17 protein-coding genes are annotated in these 21791 nt (G+C 61.4%); 4 read left to right on the forward strand and 13 right to left on the reverse strand.

Features of this window, described 5'->3' with window-relative positions:
* Positions 1–548: 548 nt before the first annotated feature.
* Positions 549–1787 (reverse strand): multidrug effflux MFS transporter, encoded by a 1239-nt coding sequence (locus tag RM533_RS01360; RefSeq protein WP_311339386.1) that lies wholly within the window; start codon positions 1785–1787, stop codon positions 549–551.
* Positions 1788–1931: 144 nt separating this feature from the next.
* Between RM533_RS01360 and dinB the strand changes: the two genes are divergently transcribed.
* Complete coding sequence (gene dinB / locus RM533_RS01365) at positions 1932–3125, forward strand: DNA polymerase IV (protein WP_311339387.1); 1194 nt, start codon at positions 1932–1934, stop codon at positions 3123–3125.
* 41 nt (positions 3126–3166) lie between these two features.
* On the opposite strand, the gene RM533_RS01370 is transcribed toward dinB, so the two are convergent.
* Positions 3167–3685, reverse strand: coding sequence for an NUDIX domain-containing protein (locus tag RM533_RS01370; RefSeq protein ID WP_311339692.1), 519 nt, complete (start codon positions 3683–3685; stop codon positions 3167–3169).
* 2 nt (positions 3686–3687) lie between these two features.
* Positions 3688–4314, reverse strand: coding sequence for a 6-phosphogluconolactonase (locus RM533_RS01375; RefSeq protein WP_311339388.1), 627 nt, complete (start codon positions 4312–4314; stop codon positions 3688–3690).
* A gap of 145 nt (positions 4315–4459) precedes the next feature.
* On the opposite strand from RM533_RS01375, the gene RM533_RS01380 reads away from it, so the two are divergent.
* A complete protein-coding gene (locus tag RM533_RS01380) occupies positions 4460–5215 on the forward strand; it encodes a hypothetical protein (RefSeq protein WP_311339389.1) in 756 nt (251 codons plus the stop codon).
* A 44-nt stretch (positions 5216–5259) separates the two neighbouring features.
* Here the strand turns inward: RM533_RS01380 and putP are convergent, their stop codons facing one another.
* From putP to RM533_RS01400, 4 genes are all read right to left on the reverse strand, one after another.
* Positions 5260–6741 carry a sodium/proline symporter PutP gene (putP, locus tag RM533_RS01385; protein ID WP_311339390.1) on the reverse strand — a complete coding sequence of 494 codons (1482 nt, stop codon included), beginning with the start codon at positions 6739–6741 and terminating at the stop codon, positions 5260–5262.
* Between the two features lie 66 nt (positions 6742–6807).
* Positions 6808–8637, reverse strand: coding sequence for a translational GTPase TypA (gene typA, locus RM533_RS01390; protein WP_311339391.1), 1830 nt, complete (start codon positions 8635–8637; stop codon positions 6808–6810).
* Between the two features lie 156 nt (positions 8638–8793).
* A complete protein-coding gene (locus tag RM533_RS01395) occupies positions 8794–11349 on the reverse strand; it encodes an ABC transporter permease (RefSeq protein ID WP_311339392.1) in 2556 nt (851 codons plus the stop codon).
* A gap of 23 nt (positions 11350–11372) precedes the next feature.
* Complete coding sequence (locus tag RM533_RS01400) at positions 11373–12071, reverse strand: ABC transporter ATP-binding protein (protein WP_311339393.1); 699 nt, start codon at positions 12069–12071, stop codon at positions 11373–11375.
* 69 nt (positions 12072–12140) lie between these two features.
* Here RM533_RS01400 and RM533_RS01405 point away from each other — a divergent pair, with 69 nt between their 5' ends.
* Positions 12141–12860, forward strand: coding sequence for an arylesterase (locus tag RM533_RS01405; protein ID WP_311339394.1), 720 nt, complete (start codon positions 12141–12143; stop codon positions 12858–12860).
* Here the strand turns inward: RM533_RS01405 and recF are convergent.
* The 5 genes from recF to RM533_RS01430 form a co-directional block, all read right to left on the reverse strand.
* Complete coding sequence (gene recF, locus RM533_RS01410; RefSeq protein ID WP_311339395.1) at positions 12857–14002, reverse strand: DNA replication/repair protein RecF; 1146 nt, start codon at positions 14000–14002, stop codon at positions 12857–12859. The two genes, RM533_RS01405 and recF, sit on opposite strands and share 4 nt — an antisense overlap.
* A gap of 211 nt (positions 14003–14213) precedes the next feature.
* Positions 14214–14933, reverse strand: a complete 720-nt coding sequence (locus RM533_RS01415) for a DUF4236 domain-containing protein (RefSeq protein WP_311339396.1) — start codon at positions 14931–14933, stop codon at positions 14214–14216.
* A 453-nt stretch (positions 14934–15386) separates the two neighbouring features.
* Positions 15387–16007, reverse strand: coding sequence for a septal ring lytic transglycosylase RlpA family protein (locus RM533_RS01420; protein WP_311339397.1), 621 nt, complete (start codon positions 16005–16007; stop codon positions 15387–15389).
* Between the two features lie 102 nt (positions 16008–16109).
* The gene (locus tag RM533_RS01425; protein WP_311339398.1) at positions 16110–17330 is read right to left on the reverse strand and encodes an argininosuccinate synthase; all 1221 of its coding nucleotides are present in this window, start codon (positions 17328–17330) and stop codon (positions 16110–16112) included.
* 98 nt (positions 17331–17428) lie between these two features.
* On the reverse strand, positions 17429–18679 hold the full coding sequence (locus RM533_RS01430) for a cyclopropane-fatty-acyl-phospholipid synthase family protein (RefSeq protein WP_311339399.1): 1251 nt from the start codon (positions 18677–18679) through the stop codon (positions 17429–17431).
* A gap of 200 nt (positions 18680–18879) precedes the next feature.
* On the opposite strand from RM533_RS01430, the gene RM533_RS01435 reads away from it, so the two are divergent.
* Positions 18880–20925 carry a S46 family peptidase gene (locus RM533_RS01435; RefSeq protein ID WP_311339400.1) on the forward strand — a complete coding sequence of 682 codons (2046 nt, stop codon included), beginning with the start codon at positions 18880–18882 and terminating at the stop codon, positions 20923–20925.
* 22 nt (positions 20926–20947) lie between these two features.
* Here the strand turns inward: RM533_RS01435 and RM533_RS01440 are convergent, their stop codons facing one another.
* Positions 20948–21751 (reverse strand): SDR family oxidoreductase, encoded by an 804-nt coding sequence (locus RM533_RS01440; RefSeq protein WP_311339401.1) that lies wholly within the window; start codon positions 21749–21751, stop codon positions 20948–20950.
* Positions 21752–21791 lie beyond the last annotated feature (40 nt).

A 21791-nucleotide genomic window follows, 5' to 3' on the forward strand; every position in this document is an offset into this window, starting at 1 on the left:
TTGTTACAACAGTCAGCATACCGCTGCGCGATATAGCCTGATCTCTGGCGCAGGCGATGCTTTCGTGCATGGCGGCGCCCACCTTCGCACCGTCAGGCAGGAAAAGATCACCCGGTTCTGCACGGTGACGGGGTGCGGGGAATAGCGTGCACAACCGGAGCTTTGCGTGCGGTATCGAGCGGAGTTTCGGGACGATGTGGATCGTTCTTTTAGCGCGGGGTCTTCGTCAAACATGGCGAATGGCTGTCATCTTCTGCACAAATGCTGCTGCGCAAAAATGACCTTGCTGGTCGGCTGATCGCCATGTTCTTCGTCGAGGCCCTATCGCCATTCTGTTCGAACCTGCGGCAGTCTTGACCATCGATCTGAAAAAGCGCGGAGTGCTCTGGCATTGCGGCTGTGACTTAGTGCGCAATGTAGCCAGACAACATGTAAGGACGTGCTTTGCAACCAGCTGCGGTCGGGTGCTCAACGGTGTATATTCGCTTTCGATCGCAGCGCTGAATCCGCTACGGGATCATGCCTGGGATGAAATCAGCGACGCGCCGCTAGACCAGCGGTATGGTACTGCTGCGCCGGCGAAACAGACGTCCTTTTTCGCTGAACATCACCAGGATCAACCCCGAAAAACCCATCAGGAACAGCGCTGCGCCAAGCGGTTGCGCCGTGCCATCGTAAAGCGCCCCCACAAGACTTCCCAGCGCGGCGCCGCCGCCCACCCTGATGGAAGTCTGCAATGAAGATGCAGAGCCAGCAATGCGGGCAAATGGCTGAAGCGAGATCGAGCTGAAATTCGCTCCCAGAAAGCCAATCAGCGCCATGTTCACCATCATGAAAGGCAGGAACAGCAGCAGCGAATCGGGATAGATCGTCGATACTGCCCATTGCCCCGCGCCTGCTGCCACAAACACCAACAGCGCTGCATGGCTGACCGGCCGGGCGCCGAACCGTTCCACGATGCGAGAGTTGATGAAATTGGTGGCCGCCATGGAAATGGCAAGCAGCCCGAAGATCAGCGGGAACCTGTCTCCCTGGGCAAAATGCCCGCCGATCAACTGTTCAGACATATTGATGAAGGCATATAGCCCGCCGAAAACCAGCGCAGCGCCGAGAACATAGCCAAGCGCATCGCGGTTCGTCAGCACCAGCCGGAAATTCAGCATGATGCGGCCTGGCTGCAACGTCTGCCGATCCTCGGGATGCAGTGTTTCCGACAGCCTCAACCCTGTCCACACCAGCATGACTGCAGAAAGAAAAGCCAGCAGTCCGAAGATCACGTGCCATCCGGCCACAAAGAGAATTGCCTGCCCAATGGTGGGGGCCAGCACCGGCACGATCATGAACACCATGGCGATGAGCGAAATGGTGCGCGCCATGCGGTCCCCCTCGAACCTGTCGCGCACCACGGCATTGGCGACCACTGCGCCGGCAGAGGCGACAACGCCATGAAAAAAGCGCAGGACCAGCATGACGGTAAAATCCTGCACCAGCATGCAGGCAAGGCTGAACAGGCAATACATGCCGATGCCGGCCATGAGGACTGGCTTGCGCCCGAACCGGTCGGCAAGGAAACCAAAGGCCAGCGCGCCGATCCCCATGCCGATCATGTAGGTGCCAATGATGAGCTGCCGGTCGTTCGGATTGGCCGCACCCAGATCGCCGGCGATCTCGCCAAGCGCCGGCAGCATGGTGTCGATGCCAAGCGCCTGCAGCGCCATCAGCATGGCCAGCATGGTAACGAATTCGAAGTCGCCGAGCGTAACCGGCTTGCGTCTGGATCTGTTCACCCTGCCGTCAATGGCTATGTCGGCCCTGCTCTACAACCTTCCATCTGCAAAGGCGCGCATCCCTGCGGTGTTTATCTGTAAAAGCGGGCAATCGGATCATGCATCGGCTTTCGCCGGCGCGTTGCAACTGGCATAAGGCAGGGCATGAGACCTGGCGCGCACGGACATGGCGAAACGGCAGAGAAACGGGCGCGGGACCCCAGCGAAGAACAGACATCAGATCGCACACGCAAACAGGCAGCGGGTCAGGCCGGGACAGCCCCTGCTCATCGCAAGATCATTCACGTCGATATGGATGCGTTCTTCGCCAGTGTCGAACAGCGCGATGATCCGGCGCTACGCGGCAAGCCGGTTGCGGTCGGTGGTTCGACAGGACGTGGTGTGGTCGCAGCGGCAAGTTACGAAGCGCGGGCCTTTGGTGTCCGATCGGCCATGCCATCTGTCACGGCGCAGCGGCTGTGCCCCGATCTGGTCTTCTGCAAGGCGCGGTTCGACGTCTATCGCGAGGTATCGCAGCAGATCCGCGAGGTTTTCTATAGTTTCACACCGTTGGTGGAGCCGCTATCGCTCGACGAAGCCTATCTGGATGTCACGGCAGACCCGCAGCGTATCGGGTCAGCCACGCGGATCGCGCGCGAGATCCGCGCGAACATCGCTGCCCGCACCGGGCTTACGGCCAGCGCCGGAGTTTCCTACAACAAATTCCTTGCCAAGCTGGCGTCCGACCAGAACAAGCCTGATGGCATGTGCGTCATCCGGCCAGGAGAGGGCGCCGCCTTTGTCGCCGGGCTGCCAGTGTCGCGATTCCATGGGATCGGGCCGGTGGGTGCCCGCAAGATGGCGGCACTGGGGATCGTGACGGGCGCCGATCTGGCAGCCCGTGATCTGCCGTTCCTGGCCACGCATTTTGGCAGCTTTGCGGAATATCTGTTCGGCGCGGCACGGGGCGTCGACCATCGGCAGGTCCGCGCCCACCGCGTGCGCAAATCCATAGGCGGAGAGCGGACGTTCCTTGCAGACCTGTCTGCGCCAGCACAGCTGACAAGCGCGATGGATGCGATCATCGATGTCGTGTGGGAGCGGATCGAGCGTGCGGCCGCAGTGGGCAGAACCGTTACAATAAAGCTCAAATACAATGATTTCACGATCCGCAGCCGCGCGTGTTCCCTGCCGCGGGTGGTCAATGATAAAGCGGAGTTCGCCAGGATCGGTCATGCGTTGCTGTGCGAAATGCAGCCTTTGCCGCGTCCCATTCGTTTGATGGGGCTGACCCTGTCGCGGCTTGGCGACATCGCGGAATCCGAGGGCGCTTCGCCGGCTCAACTTACCTTGTTGTAAACAGTCGACTTGCAAGCAGGCAGTTTGCCGGAAAATGAAGGCTATTTTCCTGTTGCCAGCGCCAGATCTTCACTCCCCTGCCGCCACAGGGCGAGCATGCGGTCAGTGGTCGGGTCCAGCGGTTCCGGCAGGCTGGTCAAGGCGAAGAACTGCGCTTCGTCGATTTCCCGCCGATCAGGCTGCGGATCACCGCTGGTGCCGATCTCGACCAGATGCACACGGTTGGTCGCACCATGCAGGCAGGTTTCATGCGTGGTCACCAGCCGGCTTCGGCACGTCGCCAGACCCGCCTCCTCGGCCAGTTCGCGGGTCGCGTGGTGCATGATGGATGGTATGCTCGCAACACCATTGTTCGAGCTGATGCCGCCACTGGGCAGGCACCAGATACCCTTTCGTTGGTAGCTGTGCCGCACCAGCAGCAGTTCACCGCGATCATTGAACGCAAGAATGCAGACGCCTTCGATCGTCGGGCGGGCGATCCGCCACCAATATTTGCGCAGACCGTGTGCAAGCCGCAGCGCTGCCCGGTGGAGCGGGGCAGGCAGATACCCGGCTGGCACGATCAACCGGTGAAGCAGGTGATGCTGGCGCGCGCATTGTGCAGCAGACGCGCGACGGGAAGATCGTTTTGGCCACGCACCGCTTCTTGAAACAGCTGCTGCTTGGTCTCGCCGCGGATCACGAACATCAGTTCCTCTGCAGCCAGGAATTTGGGCAGTGTCATGGTGATGCGGTCGAACGGCGCATCCTGCGGCAGCGGGTCGGGCGTGATCCGCCGCACCATCTGCTCATCATCAGGCAAGGGATTGGTGTTTTCGAACAGCGATGCGATATGTCCGTCTGTTCCCATGCCCAACCAGACAAGCGCAAAATGCGGCGGCTGGCTGTCTTCCTCCAGCGGTATTACCTGCGCATCGGTTGCCGCAAGTGCATTGCGCAGGCGGCCAAGATTGCTCGCTTCATGGTCAGGATGCACGCACCGGTCGTCGCCGGGCCAGAACTCCAGCCGCTCCCATCGAAGATCCATGAGGGCAAGGTTTTCCAGTATGGGAAACGGCGTCGAGCCGCCCGGAACGCTCACCGCGACAGGACCTTCGCGCATCGCCAGTGCAGCACTGATGCGCCCATGCAGCCAGTCAGCGATCCGTTCATCGTCCCAGTCATGATGGTAGGTAATTTCAGTCAGCATGGAGTTCTTTCGCGCAAAGGGATGCCTTGATGAGAATGGCGATCGGGACTTACTTCCACAAGGCCGGGCAAACTGTCCGTCGCGCCCGTTTTGCGGCAGAGGCGCTACCTTGTATCGGGCAGCACCTGCAGGCAATATACGCAGCATGGCATCATCCAGTTTCCTTGTGACAGCCGCTATGGTGACAGTTTTTGCCGCTGTGCACCTGTTCATCGGCAGGCTGACCTTTCTTTCTGCTGCGCCGCGCAGTGCCTGGCTGTCATTTTCAGGCGGTGTCGCCGTGTCTTATGTTTTCCTGCATGTGCTGCCCGATTTGGGCGTGCACAAGCGCGCCTTCGCCAGCGAGCTTGGTCTTGCAGAAGCCATGGCTGAAAGCATGGTCTATGCGGTCGCGCTGCTGGGTCTGGTGGTGTTCTACGGGCTGGAAAGCACCGTCAGGGTCTCGCGCGCGCAATCACGGGCGCAGGGGCGTGGAGACCGCATCGGGAGCGAGCTGGAATGGATACACGTGGCGAGTTTTGCCACGCTCAACCTTCTGGTAGGCTATCTGCTGCTGCATCGTGATCAATCAGGATTGTCGTCGCTGATCCTGTATTTCGTGGCCATGACCCTGCATTTTGTCACCAGCGATTTCGGCATGCGCAACGATCATGTCGAAGCCTACCAGGCGCGGGGGCGCTGGGTCATTACAGCCGCCGTCGTGACCGGCTGGCTGATCGGCCTTGCCTGGACCGTGCCGCCGGTGATGATCGGCTTTCTGTTTGCCTTTCTGGCAGGAGGCATCACGCTCAACGTGCTGAAAGAAGAACTGCCCGAAGACCGGCAAAGCCGCTTTGCACCTTTTATCGGTGGCGCGCTGGTTTATGCATCACTGATGCTGCTGGAACGGGGCGGTTTGTGAACCGCGCTGGAGCAAGGACATGGCTGACGGACATGGCCGGCGCTCTATGCAGGCATTCGCTGCGCCGGCCCACGCGCAGTCGCCCGGCTCACAAGCACGATGGCCACCCACGCTGCGACAAAGCCGGGGATGATCTCGTAAATGCCTTCGCCGCCGAGGAAGGCAGCGTTCCAGCCCATCGCGATCCACACGATGACCACGGCCGCACCTGTTACCAGCCCGGCCAGCGCGCCGGTGCCGGTCATCCGCGGCCAGGTGAGGGCAAGGATGATGAGCGGGCCAAACGCCGCGCCGAACCCCGCCCAGGCATTGGCGACCAGCCCAAGCACTTGGCTGTCGGGATCGCGGGCAATGACGATCGCGGCGAGCGCTACCAGCAGCACGCACACCCGGCCGACATTTACCGCCTCCCGCTCGCTGGCGTGCTTGCGCAGGAACAGGCGATAGAAGTCTTCGGTCAGCGAACTGGAGGAGACGAGCAATTGCGAGCTGATCGTGCTCATGATCGCTGCCAATAATGCCGCCAGCAGAAATCCGGTGATGAGCGGGTGGAACAAGGTCTGCGCAAGGAGGATGAAAATCGTTTCAGGGTCATCAAGCGGAATGTTGTTCTGGACCGCATAGGCGCGCCCGGTCAGTCCGACCCCGAGTGCACCGAGCAAGGAGACAAACATCCAGCTCATGCCGATGTTGCGCGCGGTCGATACCGCCGCGACGCTGCGTACCGCCATGAACCGCACGATGATGTGCGGCTGACCAAAATAACCAAGGCCCCAGCAGATGGCGGAAAGAAAGCCGATGATGGTAAGCCCGTTGGCGAGGCTGAGGAAATCAGGGTCGATGCCGCGCAGGGTCTGCGCCACCGCGCCCGGACCGCCATCGCCCGTCAGCACCACCAGCGGCATGAGCACCAGGGCGACAACCATGATGCAGCCCTGCACGAAATCGGTCAGCGACACGGCGAGAAACCCGCCCACCATAGTGTAGGCAAGCACCACGCCGGCGGTGAGCCAGATACCGGTCATGTAATCGCTCATGCCGGTGTCGCCGAACAGGCCGGCAAAGCTTGTCACAAACAGCTTGCCGCCACCCACAAGCCCCGCCGCTGTATAGACGGTGAAAAACAGGACGACGATGATTGCCGATACGACACGCAACGCCGTGGCGCGATCAGGAAACCTATTGGCGAGAAATTCCGGGATGGTCAGTGCATTGCCATAGTCGACGGTCTGCTGGCGCAAGCGTGGGGCAACGATGATCCAGTTGGCGAACGCACCGATGAACAGGCCGATGCCAATCCACGCCTCCACCAATCCTGTTGCATAAAGCGCCCCCGGCAAACCCAGCAGCAACCAGCCGGACATATCGGACGCGCCCGCGGACAGGGCCGCGACGGCGGGGTGAAGATCACGCCCGCCGAGCAGATAGGCTTCGGAGCTGTCCGTCGATTTGCGCCAGGCATAAAGCCCGATGCCAATCATCAGGATGAAATAAAGGGCGAGCGATATCAGGGTTCCCGTCTGCATGACCTGCTTACTTGCTGATCATGCCGGCAAAGTCACCCCTGCATGCACCGGACCGGAACGCGGTGATCAGGCCGCTTCACCCTTGCGCCGTGCTTTCTTGCGTTCATTGGGATCAAGGATCGCCTTGCGCAGCCGGATATTTTCGGGCGTGACTTCGACCATTTCATCATCGTCGATGTAGGCGATCGCCTGTTCCAGCGTCATCTGCTTGGGCGGAGTAAGCCGGATGGCATCGTCCTTGCCGGTCGAACGGAAGTTCGTCAGCTGCTTCGACTTCATCGGATTGACTTCCAGATCGTCGGGCTTGGCGTTTTCGCCGATGATCATGCCTTCGTAGATCTTCTGCTGCGGTTTGACGAACAATATTCCGCGATCTTCCAGCATGTTGAGCGCGTAACCAACCGCCTCGCCAGTGCCGTTGGAGATCAGCACACCATTGGCGCGACCTTCGATCGGACCCTTGTGCGGGCCGTATTTGTCGAACAGGCGGTTCATGATGCCGGTGCCGCGCGTGTCGGAAAGGAATTCGCCATGATAGCCGATCAATCCGCGCGACGGTGCCGAAAAGGTGATGCGCGTCTTGCCACCACCAGAAGGACGCATGTCGGTCATCTCACCCTTGCGAATGGCGACTTTTTCGACGACCGTGCCGGCAAACTCATCATCGACGTCGATGACGACGGTTTCATAAGGCTCGGTGCGCTTGCCATCTTCATCGGTGCCGAACAACACGCGCGGACGGCTGATGCCAAGCTCGAAGCCTTCGCGGCGCATGGTTTCAATAAGCACACCAAGCTGCAGCTCGCCGCGTCCGGCAACCTCGAAGCTGTCCCTGTCCGATGCTTCGGTGACGCGAATGGCCACGTTGGATTCGCCTTCACGCATGAGCCGGTCGCGAATCATGCGGCTCGTGACCTTGCTGCCTTCGCGGCCAGCCATCGGGGAATCATTGACCGAAAAGCGCATCGACAGCGTCGGCGGGTCGATCGGCTGCGCTTGCAATGGTTCCGTCACGCTGGGATCGCAGATCGTGTCGGCAACCGTGGTGTTGGCAAGCCCGGCGAGCGAAATGATATCGCCAGCCTTTGCTTCTTCTACCGGCACCCGCTCCAACCCACGAAAAGCCATGATCTTGGACGCGCGGCCCGTCTCGATGATCTTGCCGTCTGCATTCAGCGCGTGGATCGGCGCATTGACCTTGACCGAGCCGCTTGCGACCAATCCGGTAAGAATACGACCAACGAAATTGTCGCGGTCCAGCAGTGTCACCAGGAACTTGAACGGACCGTCAGGATCTGCCGACGGGGCAGGGACATGACTGACGATCTTTTCGAACAGCGGGGTCAGATCGCCTTCGCGCGCATTGACATCGTCGCTGGCATAACCGTTGCGGCCCGAAGCGTAGAGCACGGGGAAATCCAGCTGTTCATCGTTTGCATCCAGGCTGACGAACAGGTCGAACACCTCGTTCAGAACTTCGTCGGGCCGGCCATCGGCACGATCGATCTTGTTGACGACCACGATCGGCTTCAGGCCGAGCGCCAGCGCCTTGCCGGTGACGAACTTGGTCTGCGGCATCGCGCCTTCGGAACTGTCAACGAGCAGGATAACGCCATCCACCATGGACAGGATGCGTTCGACCTCGCCGCCGAAATCGGCGTGGCCGGGCGTATCGACGATGTTGATGCGTGTGCCGTTCCATTCGACGCTGGTGCATTTGGCGAGGATCGTGATGCCCCGCTCCCGCTCCAGATCGCCCGAATCCATTGATCGTTCGTCGACGCGCTGATTTTCGCGAAAGGTGCCCGACTGCCGGAACAACTGGTCGACCAGCGTGGTCTTGCCATGATCGACGTGGGCGATAATGGCGATATTGCGCAGCTTCTCAGCGGTCATGCAGGTGGCCTCGTTTCGGCGGACAGGAATGTTGCAGATGCCGCGCGGGTGAGCAATTGGTCACGAGTCCAACGGGCAAGGGGCGCGCCATAGTCGATTTGGTGCATTGCAGCAAGTGCAAAAAATGATCGCGCCAGCCGTTCCGTTTGCCCGACTTCAAAGATCGCGCAGGGCCTGAGCTGGCCTTGCGCGCAACACTGGCAGCGACGCCACGACGGCCGCCATGACAACCGTCAGCGCACCTGCTGTCAGCACCGCTGCGACCACCAGCCAATCTGGCCGGAAGGGCAGGTCGAACATGCCAGTCATTACGTACCAGCCGACGCCTGCACCTAGAGCCAGCGCAATGGCCGACAGCAGAGCCGCCAGGATAAGGTAGCGTACCGCCAGCGCGCTCAGGATCTGCCCACGACTTGCGCCAAGCACACGCAGCACGATGGTATCGTATGTCTCGCGCGCCCGTGCTGCTGCAATCGCACCCAGCAAGACAGCGAGACCTGCCAGCACCGTCACCGATGCTGCGGCCAGCACTGCTGCTCCGACATTGCCGAGCAAGGCGCGCGCCTGTCCCAGCACCGGACCAATTTCGATGACCGCACTGCCGGGAAACTGCCGCACCAGCGCGCCCAGCAAGCCGGCGCGATCCACCTCGCCGCGCAGGATCAGCGACGCGGCCAGATTGTGCGGAGCATTCTCGATTGAGCCGGGCGAGAAGATCAAGGCATGGTTGAAGCCGAAATCATCCCATTCGATCGTGCGGAACGATGCAATGCGCGCGGTCCGCTCTACACCAAGCAGACCAATCGTGATCATGTCACCGATCTCAAGCTCCAGCGCGACCGCCAGTTCGTCGTCGATCGAAACCAGCGCCTCGCCTGTGTAATCCTGTGGCCACCAGCGGCCCTGCGTGATCCGGTTGCCGGGCGGCAGCGTAGCCGAGTAGGTGAGCCCGCGTTCACCGCGCAGTGCCCAGGCTCCTTCAGGAATTTCATCAAGATCGGCAACGCGCACCATGTCATCTTCCGGCCCGTAGGCGAGCACGGCCCCGCGCAGAGCAGGAGCGGTGCGGATCTGCGTGCCGGGCGCGCGGCTTTCCACCACCTGCGCAAAGGCAGCCGCGTTTTCCCGCGGCAGGTCGAGCACGAAATAGTCGGGTGCACGCTCCGGCACTGTTCCTGCGACATAGGCATCGATGCCTGTCTGGATGACAGCAATGGCGGCGAAGGCGGAAAGGCCGAAGCCTAGCGCGGTGACCAGCGCCACGGTGGGCGCGCCTGGCCGACCAAGTGCGCCCATGCTCATCCGCATGGCAAGAGGAATTGTGTGGCCATACGCGCTGCTGGCTAGCATCCGTACGGCAACGCCAATGAGGGCGAGCAGCGCCAGCACGATGGCAGTCGAACCAAGGAAGCCCGCGGCAAGCAACGGATCATGTGCAGTAAGCAGCGTCAATACCACGATCCCTGCAAGACCCAGCCCTACAGGTAGCAGTGCCCTGCGCCACAGATGTCGCATCGGCGACACACGCGCCCGCAACAGGGCCATGGCAGTGACGGTGCGCGACGCAATCAGCGCCGGCGCGGAAAAGACGAATGCTACCAGCAGGGCAAACACGCCAGCCCGCGCCAGTGCGCCAATGTCGAACACCAGCACCCCGCTCACCGGCAGCAGATCGGCAAGCAGGCGGGCAAGCAGCGGTACGACGAGCATGCCTGCCAGCAAGCCAGCGCTCACACCCACCACGGTCGCCGCGGCGATCTGCAGTGCATGGATGCGCAGGACATCGGTGCTGTCCGCGCCCAGCACCTTGAGCGTGGCCATGGTCCCGCGTCGGCTGTCGAGCCATGATGCGACCGCACCTGCGATGCCGATGCCAGCGATGATCAGCGCTGCCAATCCGACCAGCGAAAGAAACTGTCCCAGGCTTTCCAGCAATCTGTCCGCACCAGGCGCCGCACGGTCGCGGGTACGCACCGACCAGCCCTGCGATGCGAACTGTTCCTGAAAGGTGTCGCCAATCACTTGAAGGTTTGCGCCATCGGGAAGCGCAATGCGGTATTTGGCAACCGCCATGCTGCCAAACTGCACGAGCCCTGTTGCAGCCAGCGTCTGGTCCGACACGATCACTGGCGGGCCGAGCGCGAAACCTTCGGACAGGCGGTCCGGCTCCTGTGCGATGACGCCGGCGACAAGAACGGTGGCATTGCCGATCTTGACACTGTCACCGGGCTGGACCCCCAGGCGGTCGAGCGCACCCTGACCTGCCCAGGCCGTCATCGGCGCCGGCGCGCCTGCTGTGACCTCGCCTGCTGTTACTGCGCCACCTGCGCCGTTGCTGTCCGCAACGCCGGCGATGAGCTGTCGCGCGCGAAATTGCCCGTAGAGCGGCCAGCGGGCATCCACCGATTTAAGCTGGACAGGCGCTGTGCGGTCGCCTGCGACGGCGATTGCCTGGAGCCGCATTCCCGACGAAACCTGCCCCAATGCAGCCATCGCGGCCAGTTCATCGGCCTGCGCCGGTCTTGCGTAGCGGGAGAATTCGATGTCCCCGCCAAGGATCTCCTGCCCCTGTCCGGCAAGCTGCTGCCGGATCGCGCCTTCCAGTGTGTTGATGGCTGCCAGTGCACCCGAGCCTAGGAAAAGGCAGATCACAAGCAGCCGCAACCCGCGGAAGCGCCAGGAAAAATCCCGTCGCGCAAGTGCCGCTGCCATGCCCCAGCGTGACCATGTCTGGTTCAACGCAGCGTGTCCGCTAGGATCTGCCCGTCGGCCAGTTCCAGAATGCGTTCGCATCGCTGCGCGAGCACCGGGTCGTGGGTGATGAGGAACAGCGTTGCGCCTGCGGCCTCCCGCCGGGCGAACAGCTGGTCGATCACTGCCTGTCCGGTGGCGCTGTCGAGGTTGCCGGTAGGCTCGTCGGCGAAGATCAAGTCTGGCCGGGTGGATAATGCACGTGCGATGGCGACCCGCTGCTGCTCACCGCCCGACAATTGCGCCGGATAATGGGTAAGCCGGTGCTCCAGCCCGACGGCGGCAAGTTCTGCTGCAGCCACCTCGAACGGGTCAGCGCGACCGGCCAGTTCAAGCGCTACTGCAACATTTTCCTGCGCTGTCATCGTGGGCAGCAGGTGAAAGGCCTGCAGGACAATACCGATGCGGCCCCGCCGGGCGCGGGCGAGCGCGTCTTCATCAAGCCCGCCACCATCATGCGTTGCGAAATCCTGCCCGGCAACCTGCAGCATTCCGCCGCTCGCCCGTTCAAGCCCGGACAACACGGCCATCAGCGAACTTTTCCCCGAGCCCGACGGCCCGAGAAGCGCAACGGTCTGTCCCACCGGCACGACAAGATCGATTCCGCGCAGAATTTCGACCGCTCCCGGTCCACGACCAAGTGTCAGCAACAGCCTTTCGGCTCGGATGGCAGGGATGTTCATGTGCAGGATTGTATCCGGTGTGGCAGATGCCGTATGGCAGGCTGGTGGAGTAAAAAGCATGACGCTACAATGACAAGAGCACTAACCGTGATGGCCGCCACCTTGATGGTCTTGCCGATGTTGAACGCGTGCAGCAGCGCAGCGCCGGTGCAGTCCGATCGCAACAAGTCCGAGGCACAAGCCTCTTTGCCCGAAGTGCCACAAGGGGCGCAAGTGTCTATCCTGGCGCTGGGTGACAGCCTGTTTGCAGGTTACAATATTGCGCGGCGCGATGCCTACCCCGAACAGCTCGAGGCGGGCTTGCGCGCGCGGGGTATCAATGCCGCGGTCGTGAACGCCGGCGTTTCGGGCGACACCACTGCTGCAGGGCTGCAAAGGCTTGATTTCGTGCTCGACGGGATGGATCAGGCGCCGCAGATCGCCATCATCGAACTTGGTGCCAACGACATGCTGCGCGGTCTGTCGCCGCAGGAAGCCAAAGACAATCTCGACACCATCATGGCACGCTTCGACAGCCTTGGCGTGCCGATGATCCTGATGGGAATGCGTGCCGCGCCCAATCTCGGGCCGCAATATGCCGCCGCCTTCGACGCGATCTATCCCGAACTTGCGGATAAATATGATGCCGCGCTGGTCCCGCTATTTGTCGAACCGTTGCTGCAGGACCGGTCCCTGGTGCAGGCGGACCAGTTGCATCCCACCGCAGACGGTGTTCAGGCCATGGTCGCGCATTCGATTGACACCATTGCCGAGGCTGTTCGCAAGGCTGCCGCTGCACCGGGCGGTTAGCGGACGCGTTCGACCGATCCTGCCTTCACCTGCCACACAGATGCGGCCGGCAGGATTGCGGCGAACGGCTCGGGCTCGGTGCCGGTCATCCAGATCTGAGCGCCAGTGCCGTGCAGCCGGTCAAACAGGGCTTCGCGTCGCGCAGGGTCGATATGCGCGGCAATCTCATCGAGCAGCAGTACGAGCGGCCGGGCGCCGGCGGCAAGCTGGGCATGGGCAAGGATGATCGCGATCAGCATGGCTTTCTGCTCGCCTGTCGAACATTCGGCGGCAGCACGGCCGCTGGCAGACATGGTGACATACAGATCATCACGGTGCGGCCCTGCCAGAGTGCGTCCGGCAGCACGATCGCGTGCGCGGCTGTCTGCGAACACCTTGGCAAGAGCCTCGGCGGCAGCGGCGGAGCCCGCGCGGCCATTCTCCCGATCATAGTTGCCGCAATCAGCCCGGCCGCTGGTCCTGATCGCCAGATCCGGTCGGGCAAAAGGTGCATCCGGCAGTTGAGAGAGAGCCGCGTTCAGCAGCGCCATGGTATCCTGCCTCCCCTCCATCAGGGCACAGCCGGCAATCGCCATTTCCCGTTCGATCGCTTCCAGCCACACAGGGTCAGGGCGATGTTCTGCCGTGAGCAGCCGATTGCGTTCCCGCATCGCGCGATCATAGCGGGTCGCGTTGCTGGCATGCTCGGGCCGGAGCGCCAGCACCAGCCGGTCTGTAAAGCGCCGCCGCGCCCCTGGCCCTTCGGCAAACAACCGGTCCATCGCCGGGGTCAGCCAGGAGACGCTTACCCATTCAGCCAGACGCGAGGCGGGCAGGGGTGCGCCACTGGCCCGCACGATCCGCCGACCTGGGCGCTGCGCATCTATCATGGTGCCAAGCCGCACAGGCGTCTGCCCGCTTGCCAGATCGGCGCCAATTGCAAAGCCCTGGTGAACAAGGTCGCCAAGAGGATCCTGCCTGCTCAGCTCGGCAAGTTCGGCCCGGCGCATACCGCGTCCCGGTGCAAACAGCGACAGCGCTTCCAGCACGTTGGTCTTTCCAGCGCCGTTTTCCCCCACCAGCAGGTTGAAGCGACCGGTCCCGTCGAGCCGGCTTGCGGCATGATTGCGGAAATTTGCCAGCTGGATCCGGTCGAGCACCATGACGAACGACTAGAGGCTAGCGATCATGCATGCCACGCAGTTTTTCACAAGAGCGATAACGAGGGGATGTTCGTCGCCAGTCCGGCGGTGTTCTATGCTTTGTGGACATAGGGTATCCCAAGCCCAAGTATAGCATGGCGTTAAAGCCGACTTCGATCGATCTGCATTGAGAGCAAAGCCTAACAAATATTAAGCACGACTTGTTGCAGTCCTATTTGTGGCAAACCCTGTCCCGCGCGATGCAGGCGTTGCCACACGGCTTTCCTTTTTTGCAAGATTTACCCCAGAACAAACCTCCCGATGTCTCAGCCCGGCTCTGTTGTTCTGTTGCAATTACAGGCAACCTTGATGCCGGCACCTCATGATCCGGCCCCGTCTCCGATACATGCTCTGCCGAGATCCATAGCATAGCACCATTATGAGCAACCTTTAGCCATTCTGAAGATCGATCGAGGATTCGAACCTGTGACCCGATTGGCAATTGACCCATTACGCTATCTGCTTTCGAGGGACCGTCGCGCATATTCAGCCTTGAAGCTGTGACATAAGCCGTCTGCCCGTTTGTGAAATTGCTTGCTGCTCCGCTCGCTGGAGCCAAATTCGGATCGTGTGGCAGTTCGCTGTTGCAGCTGCTGAGCCAGATCAGCAAGATCGCGACGATCAACAGGGCGAGACAGCCATAGCGGGAATTTGGTCGTCGCTGCACCTGATCGGAGTCGAAAGGACCTTGTTTAAGGCCTTTTGTTTCGCTGGATAGGACAGCGGTGTGAGAAATGCCTGTTCCGGGCAAGCCGATGGTACGTCGTATACCGCGCTTGCCAACATTCACATTCGCGCCCCGAACTCCGAAAGTGGTACTCACGCCGGACTTGCTCAGATTTAGGCGAACACCTGGCAGCAACCTGATCGATTTGTGAAACCTAAACCCCACAATATCTACCTCAACTTGATCAGTTCTCGAGAAGCATACAGCTGATCGTTATTCTAGAGCGCAAAGCGATCCAGGACGTAACGATTTGTTGTTAGCATCACGCGATCTGGTGGCAATCCATAGGTGATGAATAAGACCGACGGGGTAAATATCGAATCTGATATGGCCGTCGCACGCTGATCTCGCACGCTCGTGCGAAGTGCCGCTGGCGCAATCTCATCGAATGCCGGTCAGCAAGCTCAAGCGCTGACGAATTACCGCCGCCCGTTAACGACCCGCCGGATCGCACCTTGGCTTTGTCGCCCTCGCTTTGGTTAAGCTGTGCCCACCCTTTGCCCACCAATCCTGGTGATTACCCGAACAATTTGACGCAATGGCGCTCGGTTCGTGGGCTGCAAGCACTCTGGTCAGCCGACCGGCACCGGCACCGGAACCGACCCTTGGGTGTTCGGCTCAGCCGAGCAGCAGCGCGAGGCTGACCTCTCCCTTGCCGCGCCTGGCAAGGCCGATCCGCTTGGCTGCCGCTGTCGACAGATCAATGACACGTTCACCATGAAAAGGGCCACGATCATTGATCCGCACCACCACTGATCTTCCGGTGAGTCGCGAGGTGACCTTTACCTTGCTGCCAAACGGAAGCGTGCGGTGTGCCGCAGTCAGTTCGCTCGGATCAAATGGCTCGCCGTTGGCGGTCGGCCTGCCTGCCAGACCTGGCCCGTAATAGCTTGCCACGCCGCTACCAAGATGGTCGCCATCGCTATCGTCGGCAGTCGCAGGCTCTGTGTCGAGTTGTACGGTGGTGGCCAGAGGCGCGCCAGCAGGCGCGTCGGTGTTATCGAGCACCGGCGGAACAAGCGTCACTGCACCAGGCGCGGGATCTGCAAGGCGCGAATTGGCAACTTGCTGTCCGGGCGCATCGCTGCCGGGAACGGCAATGGCTGCTGTAGCTGGCAGCATTGCCGCGATTGCGAATGCCGCCGAAACGCGATGCGATCGCAGGCGAATCAGCGTGCGCGACCACGGATTGCGGGCAAAGATCGGGCGGCGGGTCGAAAAACCTGTAGGTCTGATCATGCGCCGCTTATAGCATGGTGCAGACAGCCGAGGGGTTCCACCCATCGTACAGGTGCCACCGCCCGCCGTCATTCGCACATGCAGCATGGTTAAAGAAGCGTTTCAGTCACCCTGATTCGCCAGCAACCGCAGCCGCAGCGCATTGAGCTTGATGAAGCCTGCTGCATCCTTCTGGTCATAAGCGCCGGCATCATCCTCGAACGTGACATGACGTTCGGAATACAGGCTGACGGGGCTTTTGCGGCCTACCACGCTCGCGTTGCCTTTGTAGAGCTTGAGCCGCACGGTGCCTGTCACCTTCTTCTGGCTGAAGTCGATCGCGGCTTGCAGCATTTCGCGTTCGGGTGAAAACCAGAAGCCATTATAGATCATTTCGGCATAGCGCGGCATCAACTCGTCCTTCAAATGCGCCGCGCCGCGATCCAGCGTGATCTGCTCGATCCCGCGATGGGCGCGGGCGTAGATCTCGCCGCCCGGTGTTTCGTACATGCCGCGCGATTTCATGCCGACGAAGCGGTTTTCGACCAGATCGAGCCGGCCGATCCCATGTTTGCGGCCAAGCTCATTAAGCGCGGTCAGCAGCCCCGCCGGGCTCATCGCCGTGCCATTGAGCGCAACCCCATCGCCGCGTTCAAAATCGATGGTGACATATTCAGGCGTATCCGGCGCGTCTTCGGGATCGGCGGTGCGTGAATAGACGTAATCGGGCGTTTCTTCCCACGGATCTTCCAGCACCTTGCCTTCGGAGGAGGTGTGGAGGAGATTGGCGTCGGTGGAAAACGGGCTTTCGCCGCGCTTGTCCTTGGGGACGGGGATCTGATGTTCCTCCGCCCAGGCGATCAGCGCGCTGCGCGAGGCGAGGTCCCAGTCCCGCCACGGTGCGATGACCTTGATGTCGGGCGCCAGCGCATAGGCGCTCAGTTCGAACCGCACCTGGTCATTGCCCTTGCCGGTCGCGCCATGCGCGATGGCGTCCGCACCGGTTTCGCGCGCGATTTCCACCAGACGTTTGGAAATCAGCGGCCGCGCGATGGACGTGCCCAGCAGGTAATCACCTTCGTAGCGGGCGTTGGCGCGCATCATCGGGAAGACGAAATCACGCACGAATTCCTCGCGCAGATCGTCGATGTAGATGTGCTCGTCCGGCACCCCCATCATCTGCGCCTTGCGGCGGGCGGGTTCCAGCTCCTCGCCCTGACCAAGGTCAGCGGTGAAGGTCACCACTTCGCAATCATACGTCACCTGCAGCCATTTCAGGATGACGCTGGTGTCCAGCCCGCCAGAATAGGCGAGAACGACCTTCTTGATGTCGGACTTTGGCATGAAGTTGCTTTCGATAAATGGACGGCGACGATGCGCCGCGTATCAGGGCAGATGCGCAGCGGCAACCGGCGACAGACGAGCCAGGGCTGAATGCCGGTTCAGCCGCCGATCAGCGCGGCTTCGGCCTCTGCCATGTAATCGCGGGCGAGGGGGAGGGCACGGCGGTCCTTCACATATTGGATCTGAAAATTGCACATGCCGCCGCTTTCGAAGGCGGAGGTCGCCCCGGCGAGATAGAAAATCCACATGCGGAAGAAGCGCGTGTCGTACATCGCTTCGATTGCGTCGCGATGTTCCATGCAGCGGGCATACCATTCGCGCAAAGTCAGTGCGTAATGCAGCCGCAAGGTTTCCACATCGGACGCGATCAGCCGCGATTTCTCGCTTGCCGCGACGGTTTCGCTCAAAGCCGGAATGTACCCGCCGGGAAAGATATATTTGCGCGTGAACGCATCCGTGCTGCCGGGACCGCCCATGCGGCCGATGGTGTGGACCAGCGCGACTGCATCCTGCTTCATCAGCCGGGCAAGGCTGCGGAAGAAGGTGCGGAACTGCGGCTGTCCGACATGTTCGAACATGCCGACCGACACCACGCGGTCGAACTGCCGCCCGCTGGTGGCAAGATCGCGATAATCGACCAGTTCGAACCGCACGCGATCCGCAACGCCCGCATCGCTGGCGCGCGTCTTGGCCAGCGCCAGCTGCTCCGCGCTCAAGGTGATGCCGGTCACCTGCACATCGGCATGTTTTGCAAGGTAGATCGCCATGCCGCCCCAGCCGCAGCCGATGTCCAGCACCTGCTGCCCCGGCGCCAGCGCCAGCTTGGACGCGATATGGGCAAGCTTTGCTTCCTGCGCCTGTTCCAGCGTCATGTCCGGCCGCGGCCAGTAGGCGCAGCTGTATTGCATGTGCGGCGCGTCCAGCATCAACCGGTAAAGATCATTGCCGATATCATAATGATGCGAGACATTGCGCCGCGAGGATGTGCGCCGGTTGATCGATTGCACCAGATGAGCGATGCCGTTCGCGATCTTGCGGATGCCGCCCGGCTGCCGCAATTCCTGCCCGTGGTCCCACGGCTGGTTGGTGCGCAATAGTTGCACCAGCGTCATGATCTCACCCACCTCGATGACCAGACGGCCATCCATATAGGTTTCCGCCGCGCCCAACCGGGGATCGGTCACGATCCTGCGTGCCACCCCATCATCGGCAAGCCGGATCGTCACATCGGGAAAGCCGGGCGTGGGCCTGCCGAAATTCGCGGTGCGGCCGCTCGCATGATGGACGGTCAATGTTCCCTGCCGGACAACGCCAGCGAGAAACCGGTTGAGGATCTGTTCACTTGCCACGACAAAAAGCTCCGTTCATTCTGTCTGTTGCGCTTCCTATCCACACGGGCAGAGTTCACAAGGGGCATGACCGCCGCGCAGCCGCTTTTCACCGCCTGTCACCTGTGTCATGAAGCGGCAAGGCCGTTGCAAACGTAACCAGGCTTGTTGCGGCAATGTCGAGAGGACGTGCCGACTAATCTTCAGGGAGCTTGTCTTTCATGCGTATTCGTCATCTCATCCTTTCAGGTGCCATGGTCGCGGCGCCGCTTATGCTGGCACCGCCTGCGCAGGCGGAGGAAGGCATGTGGACCTTCGACAATTTTCCGACCGCGAAGATGCAGGGCGAGTATGGCTGGGCACCCGATCAGCAATGGCTGGACCGGACGCGCGCTGCCGCCGTGCGGCTGACCGGCGGATGTTCGGCGAGTTTCGTCTCGCCCGAAGGATTGATCCTCACCAATCATCATTGCGTGGTCGATTGTCTTCAGAACCTGTCCACCGCCAGCCGGGATCTGGTTGATAACGGCTTCAACCCGTCCGGCCGGCAGGAAGAACTGATGTGCCCCGGCCAGCAGGCGGAGGTCGTGACGCAGATCACCGATGTCACGAACCAGGTGAAGCAGGCGATCGGCACCTTGTCGGGAGAGGCATTGATCGATGCGCGCAACGCCATCATCTCGCAGCTGGAATCGACCGGTTGCGAGGATGGGAACATCCGTTGCCAGGTGGTCAGCCTGTTCGGCGGGGGGCAATACAAGCTATACCGCTATCGCAAATATTCCGATGTCCGGCTGGCTTGGGCGCCCGAGTTCCAGGCCGCGTTCTTTGGCGGGGACCCCGATAATTTCAACTATCCGCGCTATGCGCTCGATGCGTCGTTCCTGCGCGCCTATGACAATGGCCGGCCGGCCGCAACGCCCGATCATCTGCGCTGGAATCCGCGTGCGCCGCAACCAGGCGAAATCACTTTCGTCGTCGGCAATCCCGGATCGACGTCCCGCCTCTATACACAGGCGCAGGTCGACTTCGACCGCGACGTGCGGCTGCCGGTGGCTATCGCTACCATGTCCGAACTGCGCGGGCGGCTGATCGCCTTGGGCGAAACGGACGCGGAAAAGGCGCGCGAGGCAAAGGATACGCTGTTCGGGCTGGAAAATCGCTTGAAAGTGTTTCTTGCCCGTCAACGCGCGCTGAATGACGCGGCGTTCACTGGTCGACTGGATGCAGGTGAGCAGGATCTGCGCCAGCGATCCGCAGCAGACAGCGCGAACGATCCATGGACGGAGATCGACCAGTCAATGCGCGCCTACCGCGATCTTTACCTGCCATATGAGTTCATCGAACCATCGGGCGAGCTTTATGGCTATGCACAAACGCTCGTCCGCGCGGCGGAGGAACGCAGCCAGCCCAACGCGCAGCGGCTGCCCGGTTACACCGACAGCGCTCTGCCGCTGCTTGAAAAGAACCTTCTTGATCAAAAGCCCATCCATCCATGGCTGGAAAAGGAGCAATTGTCGTGGAGCCTTGCCAAGGCACGCGAATATCTGGGCACCGATGACGCCGACACAAAGCTTCTGCTGGGGCGCGAATCGCCTGAGGCGCTTGCCGATCGCCTGGTTTCAGGGACGCGGCTGGCCGATCCTGCCTATCGCCGTTCTTTGTGGCAGGGCGGGCTGGAAGCGATCCGTGCATCGGATGATCCCATGATCCGCTACGCGCTCCGCCTCGACCAACGGCAGCGCGATCTGCGCAAGCAAATCAACCAGCGTGTCGAAGGTCCGGTCGCGGCCGCACAGACCCGCCTTTCCGATGCGCGTTTCGCGGCTTATGGCGACACGATCTACCCTGATGCGACCTTTACCCTGCGCATCAGTTACGGACAGGTCAGGGGCTGGCAGGAGCGTGGCCGCACCCTCGACCCTGTCACCACGATCGGCGGAGCTTTCGAACGGGCAACGGGCAGTGAGCCTTACAATCTTGCCGCTGCGTTCCTCTCCAACGAACGGACGATCGATAAATCCACTGTCTATGATTTTGTATCGACCAACGACATCATCGGCGGCAATTCAGGATCGCCCGTGATTGCTCGCGACGGATCGGTCATCGGGGCAGCCTTTGATGGCAACATCCATTCGATTGGCGGAAATTACGGCTACGATCCCGAACTCAATCGGACCGTGTCGGTGTCTGCCGCTGCAATCCAGGAAGCCTTGACGAAGATCTATCCTGCCCCGCGTCTGGTGCGCGAACTGGCGCAGCGGTAACACAGATGCAAGGGAGAGGCGCTCAGCCTCTCCCTGTGCTCTGGCGGGCGAGGTAGAGTACGTCACGCGGCTGGTCGAGCAGGTGCTGGCCCGCATCGATAAACAGCGTCTGGCCATTTGCGGCAGTCCCTTGTGCCAGGAACACGGCGGCAGCTGCAAGTTCTTCTGGCTCGACCAGCCGTTCCAGCAGGTTCATCCGGCCGCTGATCTGGTGTTCCTCGCTGCGCTGGTCGTGGCTTGGCAACATGGCTCCGGGGCACAGGCTGTAGATCCGGTCCGAAGTTGCGGCATGCTCCATCGCCAACATGCGGGTCGCGGCATGAAGCGCCTGCTTGGCCATGGTATAGGAGAAGAAATCAGGGTTCATGTTGGCGATCTTCTGATCAATGACATTGATGACCCTGCGCCCGGCATGTCCGCGAGTCTTTGCACAGCGCAGGAAGGTCTGGGCCAGCACAACCGGTGAGGCGGCGTTGATGGTCATTGCACGGGCAAGGCAGGCGGGCGAAAAAATCGCCTGCGAATCCCCTGCTTGTGTGTCCTGCTGCGTCGTGTCAGGCTCGAAAATCGCCGCATTGTTGACCAGCACGCGCCAATCGGGGTGCATGGCACCCAGGCGTTCGACCATTGCGCGCGCCTCGGCAGGATCGCCGAGGTCTGCCTCCACTGTCGACGCGTCCGGCAGGTTGGCAGCCAGCGCGGCTGCGGCAGCCGCCGAGCGCCGATAATGGATGATCACATGGTACCCTGCGTCCGCGAAACACCGCGCCATCACCGAACCCAGCCGTTTTGCGCCTCCTGTGATCAGCACCGCTCCGGCGCTCATGCCGATACCCCAGAGGCCTGCGCCGCGAAACCGATCATGA

This window comes from Croceicoccus esteveae, assembly GCF_031846435.1.
Lineage (GTDB): Bacteria > Pseudomonadota > Alphaproteobacteria > Sphingomonadales > Sphingomonadaceae > Croceicoccus > Croceicoccus esteveae.